This is a genomic window from Peptoniphilus obesi ph1 (assembly GCF_000311865.1).
In the GTDB taxonomy this organism is placed as follows: domain Bacteria; phylum Bacillota; class Clostridia; order Tissierellales; family Peptoniphilaceae; genus Peptoniphilus_E; species Peptoniphilus_E obesi.
Map to the genome: position 1 here is coordinate 764395 of NZ_HE978580.1, position 14012 is coordinate 778406.

Below are 14012 nucleotides of genomic sequence, written 5' to 3' on the forward strand. Positions count from 1 at the left end.
TCCTGCCTCAATCCTCCATTTTCTCAAAAATATATTCTTCTTTTAGTTCATTGTCTTCTTCTTGCATAACAACCATAGTATCTGTTTCAATAAGACCATCCAGTTTTAAGATTTCATCGTGGAATATCCTTAGATTTTCTGTAGATGAAACAAAAAGTTTAACTATTATACACTTCTGACCAGTTATCCTGTAGGCTTTTTTTACATATATGCCTTCTCTTGATAAATCCAATATACTCTGTATGCAAGAGTTGTAATCAAGAGTATGTATATTTACTAAAACAAAAGCTTCTATGCCAAATCCTAGTTTAGAATAATCTATATCAGCTGTGTATCCATTAATTATTCCATTTTTTTCAAGTTTATTAATTCTTTGATGAATTGCTGGTCTTGAATAACTAAGTTCATTAGCAAGAGATTGGTGAGTTTTTCTGCCATCAATTAATAATTTGTTTATTATTCTTAAACTCATCCGATCAAATTTCATAATATCACTTCTTTCAAATATTTTAACATATAGTAACTTATTTTTCAATATTTCGAATAAATACATCGAATAGTAACTATTTTTTTAATTTTTTATCATTTTTATATATTTTTATCTTATTAAATCTAAAAATTGATAAATTGATTACGCTTTTGTAATTTTATTAAATTAATTTAATAAAATTAATACTATCTGTAATTTATTTTTTATATACCTTTTATTAAGTAGCTTTAAACCAAAATTAATTTTATAATTTAATAATTGTAAAATTAAATTAAACAACTATATAAATACATTAAATTCTGAAACTTTTTATATAATAACTTGTCATAATTTTATAATTATTCAATAAATTAAAATATAAAATTTATTTTAGGCAAAAAAAAAGACCCTTAGGTCTTTTAATCTTTTGATGATACGGCAACTTCTTCTATAAGTCCACCATTAATTTTTATTATTGTATATATATACTTATCATCTTCTATCAGTTCATCTTCTTTTAAATCTCTAGCTTCATTTTCAAATAGATTAGAAACAAGTCCACCCAATGTGTGGAATCCCTTATCATCTATTTGCAAATTGTAAAGCATATTTATTTCTTCAATTTTTGATACTGCAGAAAATATTTTATTACTATCTTGATTTAAGTATTCTACAGTTGAACTTTTTAATAAAAACTTTCTTGTTATAAATAATATGGTTATAGCTATTACTCCTATTAATATATCTGTCATACTTTGTGATTGGATAAGTAGTTTTCTAGATATAACAAGTGTGATTAAATAAACAATTGTAGAATCTGTTTGTGTTACTAAAAGTAGTATAAACTCCATGGCTATAACTAGCATCATAATATGTGCTAACAAATCATTAAATAGCTTTATTGAGACCTCTTTTGATGATCCAAGTATATCTATATAATAATGTATTATATCTGGAATTGATATTAATATTGCTATTATAAGCATGATTGATATTAGGATTTCAAATAAATGTATTAATTTACTTAGGAATAGCAGGTACTTTTTTCTATTCATCTTCTTCTCCTTTATCCTTCCAAAGATCTTTTCATTTCCTTTCTCATTTTTGTAAGCACTATTTTTTCTATTCTAGATACTGTCATCTGAGATATATCAAGTTTTTCTGCTATTGATATCTGTGTGCTGTTATTGAAATATCTTTCGATTAATATTGTTTTTTCTACTTCATTAAGATTAGCCATAGATTTTTGTAGAAATTCTTTTAATTCAATTTTATCGAAGTATTTTTCTTCTACTCCTATTAAATCCCCTAGATTAATTTCTTTATCTTCTCCATTAAGATCATAAACAACATCTAATGATTGAGGTGAATATACTTTTGATGCTTCTAGAGTTTCTAGAATTTCTTCTGGACTTGTGTTTAAATATTCTGCTATTTCATTTACTGTCGGTGATTTTTGTTGGGTTTGAGATAAATGAATTCTTGCATTATTGATTTTTTTTGAAAGATCTTGAATTCTTCTTGGAACTCTAATTGTCCAACCCTTATCTCTGAAGTATTTTTTTATTTCACCTATTATAGTCGGAGTAGCAAAAGAAGAAAATTCATAACCTTTTGACAGATCGTATCTTTCAATTGCATATATTAAACCAATTGATGCTACTTGGTATATGTCATCATAGTCTATACCTCTTCCTGCATATTTTTTAGATAATATTTCTGCTATATATAGGTGCTCTTTTATTAAAATATCTCTTATTTCATTGTCTTTTGTCTCAGCATATTCTTTGAAGAGTTCTTTTCTTTCTTCCTTGCTAAGTTTTCTGTTTAAACTATGATATTGTTCTAAGTTCATTTTATCTTTCCTATAATTCTACTATTATTGATAATTTTTCATCTTCCAGACTACTTTTGTCTACCAAGCAATCAATAATTGTCAATGATAGTGATAGTTCGTCATCTTCGTCTATATCTTTTTTACAAATTTTTCCTATTTCAATTTCAAATTTGTCTTCATCAATGCAAAATTTCACATCAATTTCGTCTTCACATTTTAATTTTAAAGCAATGTTTAAACATTCAGAAAGTGCAATTTTAAAATCTTCTATTTTTTCTATATCAAAATCTAGATTTGTAAGCAGTCCAGATAAAAATAATCTTATTGAAGAAAAATATTTTGCATTTGATGGAATTTTTAGTTCTATAATCTCCATATTAATCCCTCATTTCAAAAATACTATCTAGTTTTGTTATAGAAAATAACTTCATAATATTCTTTTTAATATTTACTAGGGCTATTTTATGATCATTTTTTTCTATTTCATTCAATATATACATTAAAGCTCCTAAACCTGTTGAATCAATATATTCAAGTTCTTTTCCATCTATTAAAATATTCTTTTTATATTCATTATATTTATTTAATGTATCTTTTTTAAAATCTTCTGTTGTGTAAAGATCAAGTTCACCTTTTGGATATATAACAAGTTCATCTTTATTTTCATAAGAAACTTCAAACATAGAATCCTCCTAGTCTCCAATATACTTAGCAATAGCTACTACTTTTGAATCTTTTATATTCATAAGTTTAACTCCTGATGTAGCTCTTCCCATTTTTGATATTTGATCAACTCTTATTCTTATTATGATTCCACCTGATGTAATAATCATAATGTCATCATCTTTATCTACTACCTTAGCTGCTACAAGATTGCCAGTTTTCTTATTTGGTCTGTAGGTAATTATTCCTGAACCGGCTCTTCCTTGGGTCCTATATTCTTCAAGTGCTGTTATTTTTCCAAATCCTCCTTCTGATATTACTAAGAAGTATTTATTATCTTCAGCTATATCACAGCCTACAAGCTCATCATCACTATCAAGTTTTATAGCTGTAACACCCATGGAATTTCTTCCTGTGCTTCTTACATCTTTTTCAGAGAACCTAATACTTTTACCTTTTTTAGTTGCAAGTATTAAATCTTCTTCTCCATTTGTAAGTCTTGATGATATTATTCTATCACCTTCTTTAAGTTTCATAGAAATAATACCATTTTTTCTTATATTTTTATAATCTTCAAAAGATGTTTTCTTAACTATTCCATTTTTAGTTGCCATCAATACATAAAGATTTGGATCAAAATCTTTTACATGTATAATTGATTCTATTTGCTCATCTGATGATAAGTTTAATAAATTAACAACCGCCATTCCCCTAGCTTGCCTTGAACTTTCTGGTATTTCATAAGCTTTTAGAGTGTAAACTTTTCCAAGATTTGTGAAAAATAATATTGAATCATGGCTTGATGTTACAAATAAATCACATACAAAGTCCCCATCTTTTGTTGACAAGGCTTGAATTCCTCTTCCACCTCTTTTTTGAGGTTTATATGTTCCTTCTGGCATTCTTTTTATATAACCTGATTTTGTAAGTGTTACTACAACATCTTCTTCTTTTATTACATCTTCTATATCTATTTCTGATTCAGATGGTCTTATAACAGTTCTTCTTAAATCTGAATACTTATCTTTTATTTCATTTAGTTCATCTTTAATTATGCTCATAAGTAGACCATGATCTTCTAATATACTTCTAAGATATTTTATTGTTTCTTCTAGTTCTTTAAATTCATCTTCTAGTTTTTCTCTTTCCAAACCAGTTAATCTTTTAATTCTCATATCAAGAATTGCTTGGCCTTGGATATCTGTTAAACCAAATTCTTCAGTAAATTTTTGTTTTGCATCTTTATCATCTTGAGATGATCTTACAATTTTAATTATTCTGTCTATATTATCAATTGCAACTAAAAGACCTTCAACTATATGAGCTCTTTTTTCTGATTTATCAAGATCAAATTTTGTTCTTCTTGTTACTACTTCTATTTGATGATCAACATAGTGAGATATTAATTTTTTAAGGCTTAATACTTTCGGAACACCATTAACTAGTGCAAGATTTATTACACCAAATGTTATTTGCATTTGAGTTTCTTTATATAATTTATTTAAAACTATATTAGCATGTGCATCTTTTTTTAAATCAATTACAATTCTAATTCCTTTTCTTGTTGATTCATCTCTAATTGAACTTATTCCATCAATTACCTTATCTCTAACAAGTTGAGCAATTTTTATAACCAAGTTTGATTTATTTACTTGGTAAGGAATTTCTTTTATTATTATTCTTTGTCTTTTCTTAAATTCTTCAATTTCTGCAACTGCTCTTATTTGGATTTTACCCCTGCCTGTTTCATAGGCTTTTTTTATTCCTTGCTTGCCCATTATATATGCGCCTGTTGGAAAATCTGGTCCTTTTATATATTGCATCAATTCTTCAGTGCTTATATCTTCGTTGTCTATGTAGGCATTTACTCCTTCAATTACCTCTTTTAAATTGTGAGGAGGCATATTTGTTGCCATACCTACTGCAATACCAGCAGATCCATTTACAAGTAAATTTGGAAATCTTGAAGGTAGTACTGTTGGTTCAAAATCTTCTTCATCAAAGTTTGGAACCATATCAACGGTATCTTTATTTATATCCCTTAACATTTCAAGACATAGTCTTGTCATCTTAAGCTCTGTATAACGCATGGCTGCTGCTCCATAGCCATCAATATTACCAAAGTTACCTTGACCATCAACAAGAGGATATCTTGTATTAAATGGTTGAGCAAGCCTTACTGTAGCATCATATATTGAGGAGTCACCATGAGGGTGAAATTTACTCATTACATCTCCTACAAGTCTTGCAGATTTTCTATAAGGTCCTCCTGGGTTAAGTCCTACAACCTGCATACCATATATTATTCTTCTATGTACAGGTTTTAGACCATCTCGTACATCTGGAAGTGCACGAGATACAATTACACTCATGGAATAATCAAGATAAGAATCTCTCATCTTTTTGGAAAGATTTACATTTACTATTCCACTGTTATTAAATTCGTCCATATCTTCCTCCTATGCATCTATATAATCTACATATAAAGCATTTTCTTGAATGAATTCTCTTCTTGGTTCAACTTCTGAACCCATAAGCATAGAGAAAGTTTCATCAGCATATACTAAGTCTTCTATTTCTATTTTTAAAAGAATTCTGTGGTCCGGATTCATTGTTGTCTCCCAAAGTTCTTCTGGGTTCATTTCACCAAGACCCTTGTATCTTTTAATTTCATATTTTGAATCTTTTTTAAGTTCTTTAAGAGCCAATTTTAATTCTTTGTCATCATAACAATATCTAACAACTTTATTTCTTTGAATTATTCCATAAAGTGGTGGCTTTGCAACATACACATGTCCTTTTTCTATTAACTCTCTCATATATCTAAATAAGAAGGTTAATAATAATGTCATTATATGGGCCCCATCTATATCGGCATCTGTCATGATAATTATTTTATTATATCTCAATTTTTCTATATCAAACTCTTCGCCTATACCTGCTCCAAAAGCTGTTATCATAGCTTTTATTTCATTTGAATTAAGCATTTTATCAAGTCTTGCTTTTTCAACATTCATTATCTTACCTCTTAGAGGAAGTATAGCTTGAAAAACAGAATCTCTTGCATCTATTGCAGATCCACCTGCTGAGTCACCTTCTACTAAGAAGATTTCTGTTGTTTCATTATCTTTATTTTGACAATCTGCAAGTTTTCCAGGAAGTGCTGTTGAATCTAAAACATTTCTTTTTCTTGATAAGTCTCTTGCCTTCCTTGCTGCTTCTCTTGCGCGCCTTGCAGATAAGGCTTTGTTAAGTATAATTTTTCCAATTTTTGGATTTTCTTCTAGGAAACTTTCTAGATGTTCAGTTATTACAGAATCAACAACTCCTCTAGTTTCTGAATTTCCAAGTTTTGCTTTTGTTTGTCCTTCAAATTGAGGATTTGGAAGTTTTACAGAAATTACAGCAGTAAGTCCCTCTCTTACATCATCTCCAGAAAGATTTTCTTCTTTTTCTTTTATTATATTATACTTTCTTCCATAATCATTGATTGTCCTTGTTAAAGAGCTTCTAAATCCTGAAAGATGAGTACCACCTTCTTCAGTATTTATATTATTTGCAAAAGTAAGAACTGTTTCTGAATAAGAATCAGTATATTGTAAAGCAACTTCAACTTTTGTATTTTCTTTAAATACATCTATATAAACAATTTCATCATGAATTGGTTTTTTCTTTTTATTTATAAATTCAACAAAAGACTTAATTCCACCTTCATAGTAGTAGACTTCTCTTTTGTCATGTCTTTCGTCTATAAATTCAATTTTTATACCCTTATTCAAAAATGCCATTTCTCTAAATCTTTTTGATAGAGTTTCAAAATTAAATTCAGTTGTTTCAAATATTTCAGCATCTGGTTTAAAATAAATTTTTGTACCAGTTTCAACTTTTTCTAAATCTCCAAGAACTTTAAGATCTGATATTGCCTTTCCTCTTGAAAATTCTTGTTCATAAATTTTTCCGTTTCTTTTTATAGTAGCTACAAGATGTTCTGAAAGAGCATTTACAACTGACACCCCAACTCCGTGCAAACCACCTGATACAGAGTAGGCTTTGTTATTAAATTTACCACCTGCATGCAGTATTGTAAGTACAGTTTCAACTGTGCTTTTCTTTGTCTTAGGATGTATTTCAACTGGTATACCTGATCCATTATCAGTTACACTTACCGAACCATCCTTATAAATTTTTACTATAATATGGTCACATATTCCAGCAAGAGCCTCATCAATAGAGTTATCCATAACTTCATAAACCAAATGATGAAGTCCTCTTTCTCCTGTGGAACCAATATACATTCCGGGTCTTTTTCTTACAGGATCAAGACCTGTTAATACTTGAATATCCTCAGCACCATAGTGTCTGTCATTATTCTTAGTCATTATATTCTCCTAATCTATACTTATAATCCTATTTTCTTTTACCTCATAAAAGTCTCCATCTAAAAGATTGGAACTTTCTAGGTCATAGTCTGTAGAGCTTATAAATGTTTGAATATCACCTATACTTTTGATTAAGTAAGACGACCTATTTTTATCAAGTTCTGAAAAAACATCATCTAATAAAAGTATGGGTTCACTTTTTTTATTTTCTTTAATTAAATCTATCTCTGCTAATTTCAAAGATAGGATAATTGTCCTTATTTCACCTTGAGAAGCATACAATTTTGATGAAAGATTATTTATTTTAAAATCTATATCATCCCTATGAATCCCAATTGTAGTATATTTTTTTGATATATCGTCCTCATAAGCATCATCTAATTTCTTTAAAAATAACCTAGATAAATCAAGGTCTAATTTTGAAATTGGTATTGTACTTAAATAGGTTATTTTAAATTTATCTCCACCTGAAATTCTATAAAAATGATTTATACAGTATTTTTCAAGTTTTCTCAAAGTGCTAATTCTTTTTTTTAATATTTTCGATCCATATTCTGCCAATTGATAGTTGTATACTTCAAGAAGATCTTTGCTTAAATTTTGTTTTAGTAATTTATTTCTTTGAAATATTATTTTTCTATATACAGATAAATTATATTCATAAACTGGATCAATAATTGAAATTAAATCATCTATATATCTTCTTCTGTAGTTTGGATATTGTTTTACTAAATTAATATCTGCAGGAGAAAAAATCACACAGGATAGGTCTTTTTTGTAATTTCTTAAAGTTTTTTCTTCAGAATTTATCTTATATATATTCTTATCAAACCTATTAATTTGAATTTCAAGATTATCCTCATATGAAAAATTTTCTATTTTAGCAAAAAGTTCTGATTTATTTTTATCTATCATTATATTATCTGTATCTTTAGTGTTTCTAAATGATTTTCCATTTAATAGTGTATAGATTGAGTCTAGAAAATTAGTTTTTCCTGCTGCATTTTTTCCAAAAAATAAATTTAGATTGCTTTTTACTTCAAAATTTAAATTTTCATAATTTCTGAAATTAATAAGTTTTAAATCCAGTATTTTCATAACTAGTAGATATACTCTTTACCGTCTATTGTGATCCTATCTCCTTTTGAGAGTTTTTTTCCCCTTCTTGTTTCAATTTCTCCATTTAATTTTACCTGGCCTGATTGGATCAACATTTTTGCTTCTCCACCACTTTGACAAATATTTTCTAATTTTAAGAAATCTCCTAATTTAATTGTATCTTCTTTCATAAAATCACCTAATTAGCTAGTCTTACAGGAAGAACTAGGTATATATAGTCCTTATCATCTTCTTCTTTTATTATGCAAGGATTAACTGAATCTGTAAAATTAAGCTCAATTTTTTCACTTGTCATATTTCTTATACCTTCAAGTAGATATTTTGAGTTAAAAGCAATTTTTAAATCATGATCATTATTTTCAGATTCAACATTTTCTTCAACTGATCCAATTTCAGAATTTGATGATATAAGAATACTATTTTCACAAACTTCTAGCTTTATAAGATTTGCTCTTTCTTCTTTTGCTAAAAGTGAAGCTCTTTCAAGTGCATTTTGAAATTCTTCTCTATTTGTATTACAAATAAAGCTATGGTCATTTCTGATTAATCCTTCATAGTTAAAGAATTCACCGCTTATTCTTGTTGAATAAACTTCTGTATTTTTTAGTACAAATTTTATTTGATTGTCATTAACAACTATTTCAACAAATTCTTCATCTTCTATAATTTTTACAATTTCATTTAGGGCTCTTGCTGGTATAATTGCTGATATTTCTTTATCTGTTTCATTTTTTATACTTTTAAGTGCCATCCTGAATCCATCAAGTGCTACAAAACTAATTGATCCTGATTCAACATTCATAAATACACCTGTGAAATTTTTTCTTGTTTCGTCTAAAGAAACTGCAAATGAAGTTTTTCTTATAGCATCTATAAAGCTTTCAGAATTGATTTTTATAGATGATTCATCATCTATATCAGGTAAATTAGGAAATTCATTTGCATTTTGTACTTGAATATTAAAATTAGATCTTTCTGCTTTTATATTCATATTGTAGTTTTGAACGCTGATATCTAATGTATCATCTGTTAATTTTCTAATTATTTCTCCAAATAGTCTTGCATTTACTACGCAAGAACCTTCTTCATTTATTATTGTAGAAAGATTTGTTTTTATAGATAGTTTTTCATCGGAAGAAATAAGTGTTAACATATTATCTTTTGCTATTAACAATATTCCTTCAAGTATTTGCATGGTTGTTCTTGTTGAAATAGCTTTTTGAACTATAGAAATATGTTTAGCTAAATCTTTTCTATTTATTTTTAATTTCATTTTTTCCTCCCTATATATAGTTTAGATAGATTAATAATAGTAGTAAGGACTGTGAATTTGTAGATAAGTTGTCTAAATATTCAAATATAGTATTTATTTTAAATAACATATTGTGGATAACTTTTATATTTATTAAAACTTATAAACATTAATTTTCTATTTCCTTAATAATATTATTGATTTTTATCTTTAAAGAAGTATGTTTTTTCATTTCTTCTATTACTTTTTTCTCAGCATGTAAAACTGTTGTATGGTCTCTGCCACCAAACTCATTACCTACTTGAGGAAGCGATAGACCTATTAGTTGTCTTGTTATATACATGGCAACTTGTCTAGCAAAGGCTATATTTTTTGTTCTTTTTCTAGAGTCCATTTCGCTAATGCTGATATTGTAATGCTTACAGACTACTTCCTTTATTGTTTCTACATCAATAGGTTTTTCTTCTTCTTTTTTACTATATATGTCTTTTAATATAATAGCTGCATTTTCAGCTGTCATAGGATTGGATGTAAGTTTTGAATACGCCATTATTCTAGATAAAGAGCCTTCTAGTTCTCTTATATTAGATTTTACATTTTCAGCTATATAATTTATAACATCATCGCTTACATTGTATCCCTCAGAATCAGCTTTTGACCTAAGTATAGCTATTCTGGTTTCAAGATCTGGAGCTGATATATCTACTACAAGCCCCCAGGCAAATCTTGATATTAGTCTTTCCTCAAGTGATTTTATTTCTTGAGGAGGTTTATCAGATGTCAGTACAATCTGTTTATTTTGACCATGAAGTTCATTAAAAGTATGAAAAAATTCTTCCATAGTTCTGTCTTTATCTGCAATAAATTGAATATCGTCTATTAAGAGTAAATCAACTTTCCTATATTTATTTCTAAATTTTTCATTTTGATTTGTTTTAATAGAATTAATTAGTTCATTTGTAAATTGCTCACTAGTTACATATAAAATTTTCTTTTCTTCATCTAAGTTATGGACATAGTGACCTACTGCTTGCATTAAATGCGTCTTTCCTAGTCCAACACCTCCATATATAAATAATGGATTTGAATGAGCCTCAGATGGATCTTCATTATTTTCAGCAACAGAAAGAGCTGCTGCATGAGCAAATTCATTACTTTTGCCAACAACAAAATTTTCAAATGTATATTTTGGATTTAGCCTTGTTTTTGGTCTATATTCAGGCTTTTGTACGTTTGGAGTGATTTCATCTTCAGTTAATATTACTACTTCGAAATCTTCATTCATTACTTGCTTAATACATTTTTTAATTATTCTTAGTTGAGATGGATTGTTAGTGAGTCTTGCTTTAATAAAGTCTATTGGAACGGTTACATAAAAAATATTTTTTTCATAATTTATTTCTTTTAACTTCATATCTTTAAACCAGGTGTCAAAAGAAACAGAGGTTATGGATTGCATCTGAATTTTTTGCATAATTTCTTTCCAAATATCATTTAATTCTCGATCCATAAATTCCTCCTATTTATTAACAAGAATAAATTGTTAATAAAATTCTATGTATAAATATATTAACAATATTTAATAACAAGTGGATAAGTTTTTAATTAATATAAATATTGTGGATAACTAATAGATATAAATAACTATTTAACAATAATTTTTATAAAAATATAAAACTATACACAAATTATTAACATAATGTGGATAATTTTATTTATTAACATTTTATATTTTTATTCACAAGTTCTTTTAATAATACAAGTACATTTTAACAAATAAATAATAACTTATCAACAAGCTCAAATGTGTTAATATAAATATATATAGCTATTTTTTTATAAATCTTAAATAAATAAATTATTTATATAAATATTTCTTAAAATTTCAAAATTCTTGACTTTTAGCCGATATTTCAATATAATTTGCTAGATAACTAATGAAAGTAGGTGAAAAAAATGAAAAGAACTTATCAACCTAAAAATAGACAAAGAAAAAGAGAACATGGTTTTAGAGCTAGAATGAGAACTAAATCTGGAAGAGCTGTATTAAAAAGAAGAAGAGCTAAAGGAAGAAAGATTCTTTCTGCTTAATAATTATAATGAGGGATTGTTATTTAAAGAAAAACATTGATTTTCAAAGAGTATACAAAAAAAGAAATATAACTGGAAATAGAAATATTACTGCTTTTTATAAAAAAAATAATTTAGATAATAAAAGACTTGGCTTTACTATAACTAAAAAAGTTGGTAATGCTGTTACTAGAAATAGGCTAAAAAGACAATTTAAAGATATATATTATAATAATTTTAATTTATTAAAAGATGGATATGATTATGTCTTTGTTATAAAAAAATCCTGCCTTGATCTTTCATACAAGGAACTTGAAGCTAGTTTTGGACATATTTGCCGAAAATTAAATAAGGTGATTAAGTGAGAAAAATAGCTATATTATTAATTAATTTTTATCAAAAAGTAATATCTAGATATATTTTTGTAGGAGCTCATTGTAGGTTTTATCCTACATGCTCTGAGTATGCCAAAGAAGCTTATGAAAAATATAATTTTTTTAAAGCAACATTCTTAACTATCAAAAGAATCTTAAAATGTCATCCTTTTCACAAGGGTGGATACGATCCTCTAAAATAAGGAGGCATATATTGCTAAGTGGAATTAGTAAGCTTTTGGGATCTTTTTTAAAATTTATTTATGATTTTATGGTACAAGCATTCCCAAATGAACCTGAAAGTATTTCCTTTTTTGCACTCTCAATAATTATTGCTACTGTAATCATTAGAGTTGCGGTTTTACCTGTAAATATTTCTATGATGAAAAATCAAAAGAAAATGGCTGAACTGCAACCTGAAATCGAAAAGTTACAAAGAAAGTATAAAAATGATCCTCAAACCTTAGCTGTTAAGCAACAAAAGCTTTATAAGGAAGCAAATTATAATATTTTTGCTGGTTGCTTACCTATGATTATACAAATGGTTGTATTGATTGCTTTTTATAGGGTCTTTTTAGAACCTGCAAAGTATGCTTTTACTGACAAGGCATTTTTTGAAAGTATAAATAAAAACTTTTTTTATTTAAAAAATCTTGAATTTAAAGATACTACAATGATTCTTCCAGCAATGGCTGGTATCACTACATTTATTACATCATATCTTAGCTCAAAGAATCCTGCTAACCAAGGAAACCAACAAGCAAATTCTATGATGAAATCTATGACAATAATGATGCCACTTCTTATATTCTGGATGAGTAGAAATTTTCAAGCAGGTCTTGCTTTATACTGGGTTGTAGGAAACATTGTTTCAATAATTCAACAATTGATTACTAATGCAATTATTGCTAAGGATGTATCGGAGGAAGTAAAATGAGTTATGTAATCAAAAGAGCAAAAACTGTAGATGAAGCTGTAAGAGAGGCTCTAAAAGAATTAAATTTAGAAAAAGACCAGGTAAAGATTGAGGTTATAGAAGAACCTTCAAAAGGTTTTTTAGGACTAATCGGTTCTAAAGAAGCAACTGTTAAAGTTTCTAAAAAAGAAGATACTTCAGAAATTTTAAGACAAATTCTAGATGATTCTTATACAGAGAAGAGCCAAGAAATTCCTGTAAGGGAAACAGAATTAGAAAATAAAGAAAATTATATAGATAATACTAGCGAAAGTGTAGAATTTTTCGAAGAAAAAATTGAAATTGAAGAAGAAATTATAGAAGAAAGTTCTAACAAAAATTCAGAAGAAATAGACCAAAGAATTGATGAAATTATTCACGAATTTCTAGGAAAAATCCTTGATGAACTTGATATAGAATATGATTTGGTTATTGAAAAAGTTGAAAATCAAATCAACATAGAAATCAAGGGCGATGAAAAGAAACTTGGCATTGTTATAGGAAAAAGAGGAGTAACTCTTGATTCTATTCAATATATTTTGAGTTTACTTATAAATAAAGTTTCTGATTCATATATAAGAGTTCTTCTTGATTCTTCTAATTATAGACAAAGAAGAAGAGAAACACTTAAAGAGTTAGCTGAAAAAATGGCTGCTAAAGTTCTTTCTACAAACAGATCTATAAGACTTGAGCCAATGAGTGCTCTTGATAGAAAAATAATACACGAAGCTTTACAAGACTATAAAGGAGTAATAACCCATTCTGAGGGTAGAGATCCTTATAGAAAAGTTGTAATCCAAAAGGAAAGAAAATATTAAAATTTATCAAAAGGACTATCTAAAATAGATAGTCTTTTTTTTATTTGTGAATATATATTATAATGATAATTAGCAG

General features: G+C 27.3%; 16 protein-coding genes. 5 read left to right on the forward strand and 11 right to left on the reverse strand.

Going from position 1 to position 14012, the window contains the following annotated elements; genetic code table 11:
- Window positions 1-7: 7 nt before the first annotated feature.
- The 11 genes from HGPB_RS03350 to dnaA all read right to left on the reverse strand — a co-directional run bounded on the left by HGPB_RS03350 (window position 8) and on the right by dnaA (window position 11229).
- The gene (locus tag HGPB_RS03350; RefSeq protein WP_019132278.1) at window positions 8-487 is read right to left on the reverse strand and encodes an Lrp/AsnC family transcriptional regulator; all 480 of its coding nucleotides are present in this window, start codon (window positions 485-487) and stop codon (window positions 8-10) included.
- Window positions 488-888: 401 nt separating this feature from the next.
- The gene (locus HGPB_RS03355; protein ID WP_019132279.1) at window positions 889-1524 is read right to left on the reverse strand and encodes an HlyC/CorC family transporter associated domain-containing protein; all 636 of its coding nucleotides are present in this window, start codon (window positions 1522-1524) and stop codon (window positions 889-891) included.
- A gap of 11 nt (window positions 1525-1535) precedes the next feature.
- Entirely contained in the window at window positions 1536-2324 is a 789-nt protein-coding gene (locus HGPB_RS03360) for a SigB/SigF/SigG family RNA polymerase sigma factor (RefSeq protein ID WP_019132280.1), read from the reverse strand.
- Window positions 2325-2334: 10 nt separating this feature from the next.
- Window positions 2335-2682 carry an ATP-binding protein gene (locus tag HGPB_RS03365; RefSeq protein ID WP_019132281.1) on the reverse strand — a complete coding sequence of 116 codons (348 nt, stop codon included), beginning with the start codon at window positions 2680-2682 and terminating at the stop codon, window positions 2335-2337.
- 1 nt (window position 2683) lies between these two features.
- A complete protein-coding gene (locus tag HGPB_RS03370; RefSeq protein WP_019132282.1) occupies window positions 2684-2989 on the reverse strand; it encodes an STAS domain-containing protein in 306 nt (101 codons plus the stop codon).
- A gap of 9 nt (window positions 2990-2998) precedes the next feature.
- Window positions 2999-5419: a DNA gyrase subunit A gene (gyrA, locus tag HGPB_RS03375; protein ID WP_019132283.1), complete on the reverse strand. Its 2421-nt coding sequence runs from the start codon at window positions 5417-5419 to the stop codon at window positions 2999-3001.
- A gap of 9 nt (window positions 5420-5428) precedes the next feature.
- Entirely contained in the window at window positions 5429-7348 is a 1920-nt protein-coding gene (gyrB, locus tag HGPB_RS03380; protein ID WP_019132284.1) for a DNA topoisomerase (ATP-hydrolyzing) subunit B, read from the reverse strand.
- A gap of 9 nt (window positions 7349-7357) precedes the next feature.
- Window positions 7358-8446 (reverse strand): DNA replication/repair protein RecF, encoded by a 1089-nt coding sequence (gene recF, locus HGPB_RS03385; protein WP_019132285.1) that lies wholly within the window; start codon window positions 8444-8446, stop codon window positions 7358-7360.
- 2 nt (window positions 8447-8448) lie between these two features.
- On the reverse strand, window positions 8449-8637 hold the full coding sequence (locus HGPB_RS03390) for an RNA-binding S4 domain-containing protein (protein WP_019132286.1): 189 nt from the start codon (window positions 8635-8637) through the stop codon (window positions 8449-8451).
- Between the two features lie 8 nt (window positions 8638-8645).
- Window positions 8646-9740: a DNA polymerase III subunit beta gene (gene dnaN / locus HGPB_RS03395; RefSeq protein ID WP_019132287.1), complete on the reverse strand. Its 1095-nt coding sequence runs from the start codon at window positions 9738-9740 to the stop codon at window positions 8646-8648.
- A 148-nt stretch (window positions 9741-9888) separates the two neighbouring features.
- Window positions 9889-11229, reverse strand: a complete 1341-nt coding sequence (gene dnaA, locus HGPB_RS03400; RefSeq protein WP_019132288.1) for a chromosomal replication initiator protein DnaA — start codon at window positions 11227-11229, stop codon at window positions 9889-9891.
- A 446-nt stretch (window positions 11230-11675) separates the two neighbouring features.
- Between dnaA and rpmH the strand changes: the two genes are divergently transcribed.
- From rpmH to jag, 5 genes are read left to right on the forward strand one after another with little or no spacing between them, the layout of a single operon-like run.
- Window positions 11676-11810 (forward strand): 50S ribosomal protein L34, encoded by a 135-nt coding sequence (gene rpmH / locus HGPB_RS03405; protein ID WP_019132289.1) that lies wholly within the window; start codon window positions 11676-11678, stop codon window positions 11808-11810.
- Window positions 11811-11818: 8 nt separating this feature from the next.
- On the forward strand, window positions 11819-12154 hold the full coding sequence (gene rnpA, locus HGPB_RS03410) for a ribonuclease P protein component (protein ID WP_019132290.1): 336 nt from the start codon (window positions 11819-11821) through the stop codon (window positions 12152-12154).
- Window positions 12151-12366 carry a membrane protein insertion efficiency factor YidD gene (gene yidD, locus HGPB_RS03415; RefSeq protein ID WP_019132291.1) on the forward strand — a complete coding sequence of 72 codons (216 nt, stop codon included), beginning with the start codon at window positions 12151-12153 and terminating at the stop codon, window positions 12364-12366. The genes rnpA and yidD overlap by 4 nt, the downstream gene beginning before the upstream one ends.
- A gap of 11 nt (window positions 12367-12377) precedes the next feature.
- Window positions 12378-13100, forward strand: coding sequence for a YidC/Oxa1 family membrane protein insertase (locus tag HGPB_RS03420; RefSeq protein WP_019132292.1), 723 nt, complete (start codon window positions 12378-12380; stop codon window positions 13098-13100).
- Window positions 13097-13936 (forward strand): RNA-binding cell elongation regulator Jag/EloR, encoded by an 840-nt coding sequence (jag, locus tag HGPB_RS03425; protein ID WP_019132293.1) that lies wholly within the window; start codon window positions 13097-13099, stop codon window positions 13934-13936. The genes HGPB_RS03420 and jag overlap by 4 nt, the downstream gene beginning before the upstream one ends.
- Window positions 13937-14012: the final 76 nt, after the last annotated feature.

What these genes read in the sequence shown, in the direction of transcription:
- HGPB_RS03355 (WP_019132279.1), bottom strand. Translation starts at nt 1,524, where the DNA reads ATGAATAGAAAAAAGTACCTGCTATTCCTAAGTAAATTAATACATTTA.
- rpmH (WP_019132289.1), top strand. Translation starts at nt 11,676, where the DNA reads ATGAAAAGAACTTATCAACCTAAAAATAGACAAAGAAAAAGAGAACAT.
- gyrA (WP_019132283.1), bottom strand. Translation starts at nt 5,419, where the DNA reads ATGGACGAATTTAATAACAGTGGAATAGTAAATGTAAATCTTTCCAAA.
- HGPB_RS03390 (WP_019132286.1), bottom strand. Translation starts at nt 8,637, where the DNA reads ATGAAAGAAGATACAATTAAATTAGGAGATTTCTTAAAATTAGAAAAT.
- rnpA (WP_019132290.1), top strand. Translation starts at nt 11,819, where the DNA reads ATGAGGGATTGTTATTTAAAGAAAAACATTGATTTTCAAAGAGTATAC.
- dnaN (WP_019132287.1), bottom strand. Translation starts at nt 9,740, where the DNA reads ATGAAATTAAAAATAAATAGAAAAGATTTAGCTAAACATATTTCTATA.
- recF (WP_019132285.1), bottom strand. Translation starts at nt 8,446, where the DNA reads ATGAAAATACTGGATTTAAAACTTATTAATTTCAGAAATTATGAAAAT.
- HGPB_RS03365 (WP_019132281.1), bottom strand. Translation starts at nt 2,682, where the DNA reads ATGGAGATTATAGAACTAAAAATTCCATCAAATGCAAAATATTTTTCT.
- dnaA (WP_019132288.1), bottom strand. Translation starts at nt 11,229, where the DNA reads ATGGATCGAGAATTAAATGATATTTGGAAAGAAATTATGCAAAAAATT.
- gyrB (WP_019132284.1), bottom strand. Translation starts at nt 7,348, where the DNA reads ATGACTAAGAATAATGACAGACACTATGGTGCTGAGGATATTCAAGTA.
- HGPB_RS03370 (WP_019132282.1), bottom strand. Translation starts at nt 2,989, where the DNA reads ATGTTTGAAGTTTCTTATGAAAATAAAGATGAACTTGTTATATATCCA.
- HGPB_RS03350 (WP_019132278.1), bottom strand. Translation starts at nt 487, where the DNA reads ATGAAATTTGATCGGATGAGTTTAAGAATAATAAACAAATTATTAATT.
- HGPB_RS03360 (WP_019132280.1), bottom strand. Translation starts at nt 2,324, where the DNA reads ATGAACTTAGAACAATATCATAGTTTAAACAGAAAACTTAGCAAGGAA.
- jag (WP_019132293.1), top strand. Translation starts at nt 13,097, where the DNA reads ATGAGTTATGTAATCAAAAGAGCAAAAACTGTAGATGAAGCTGTAAGA.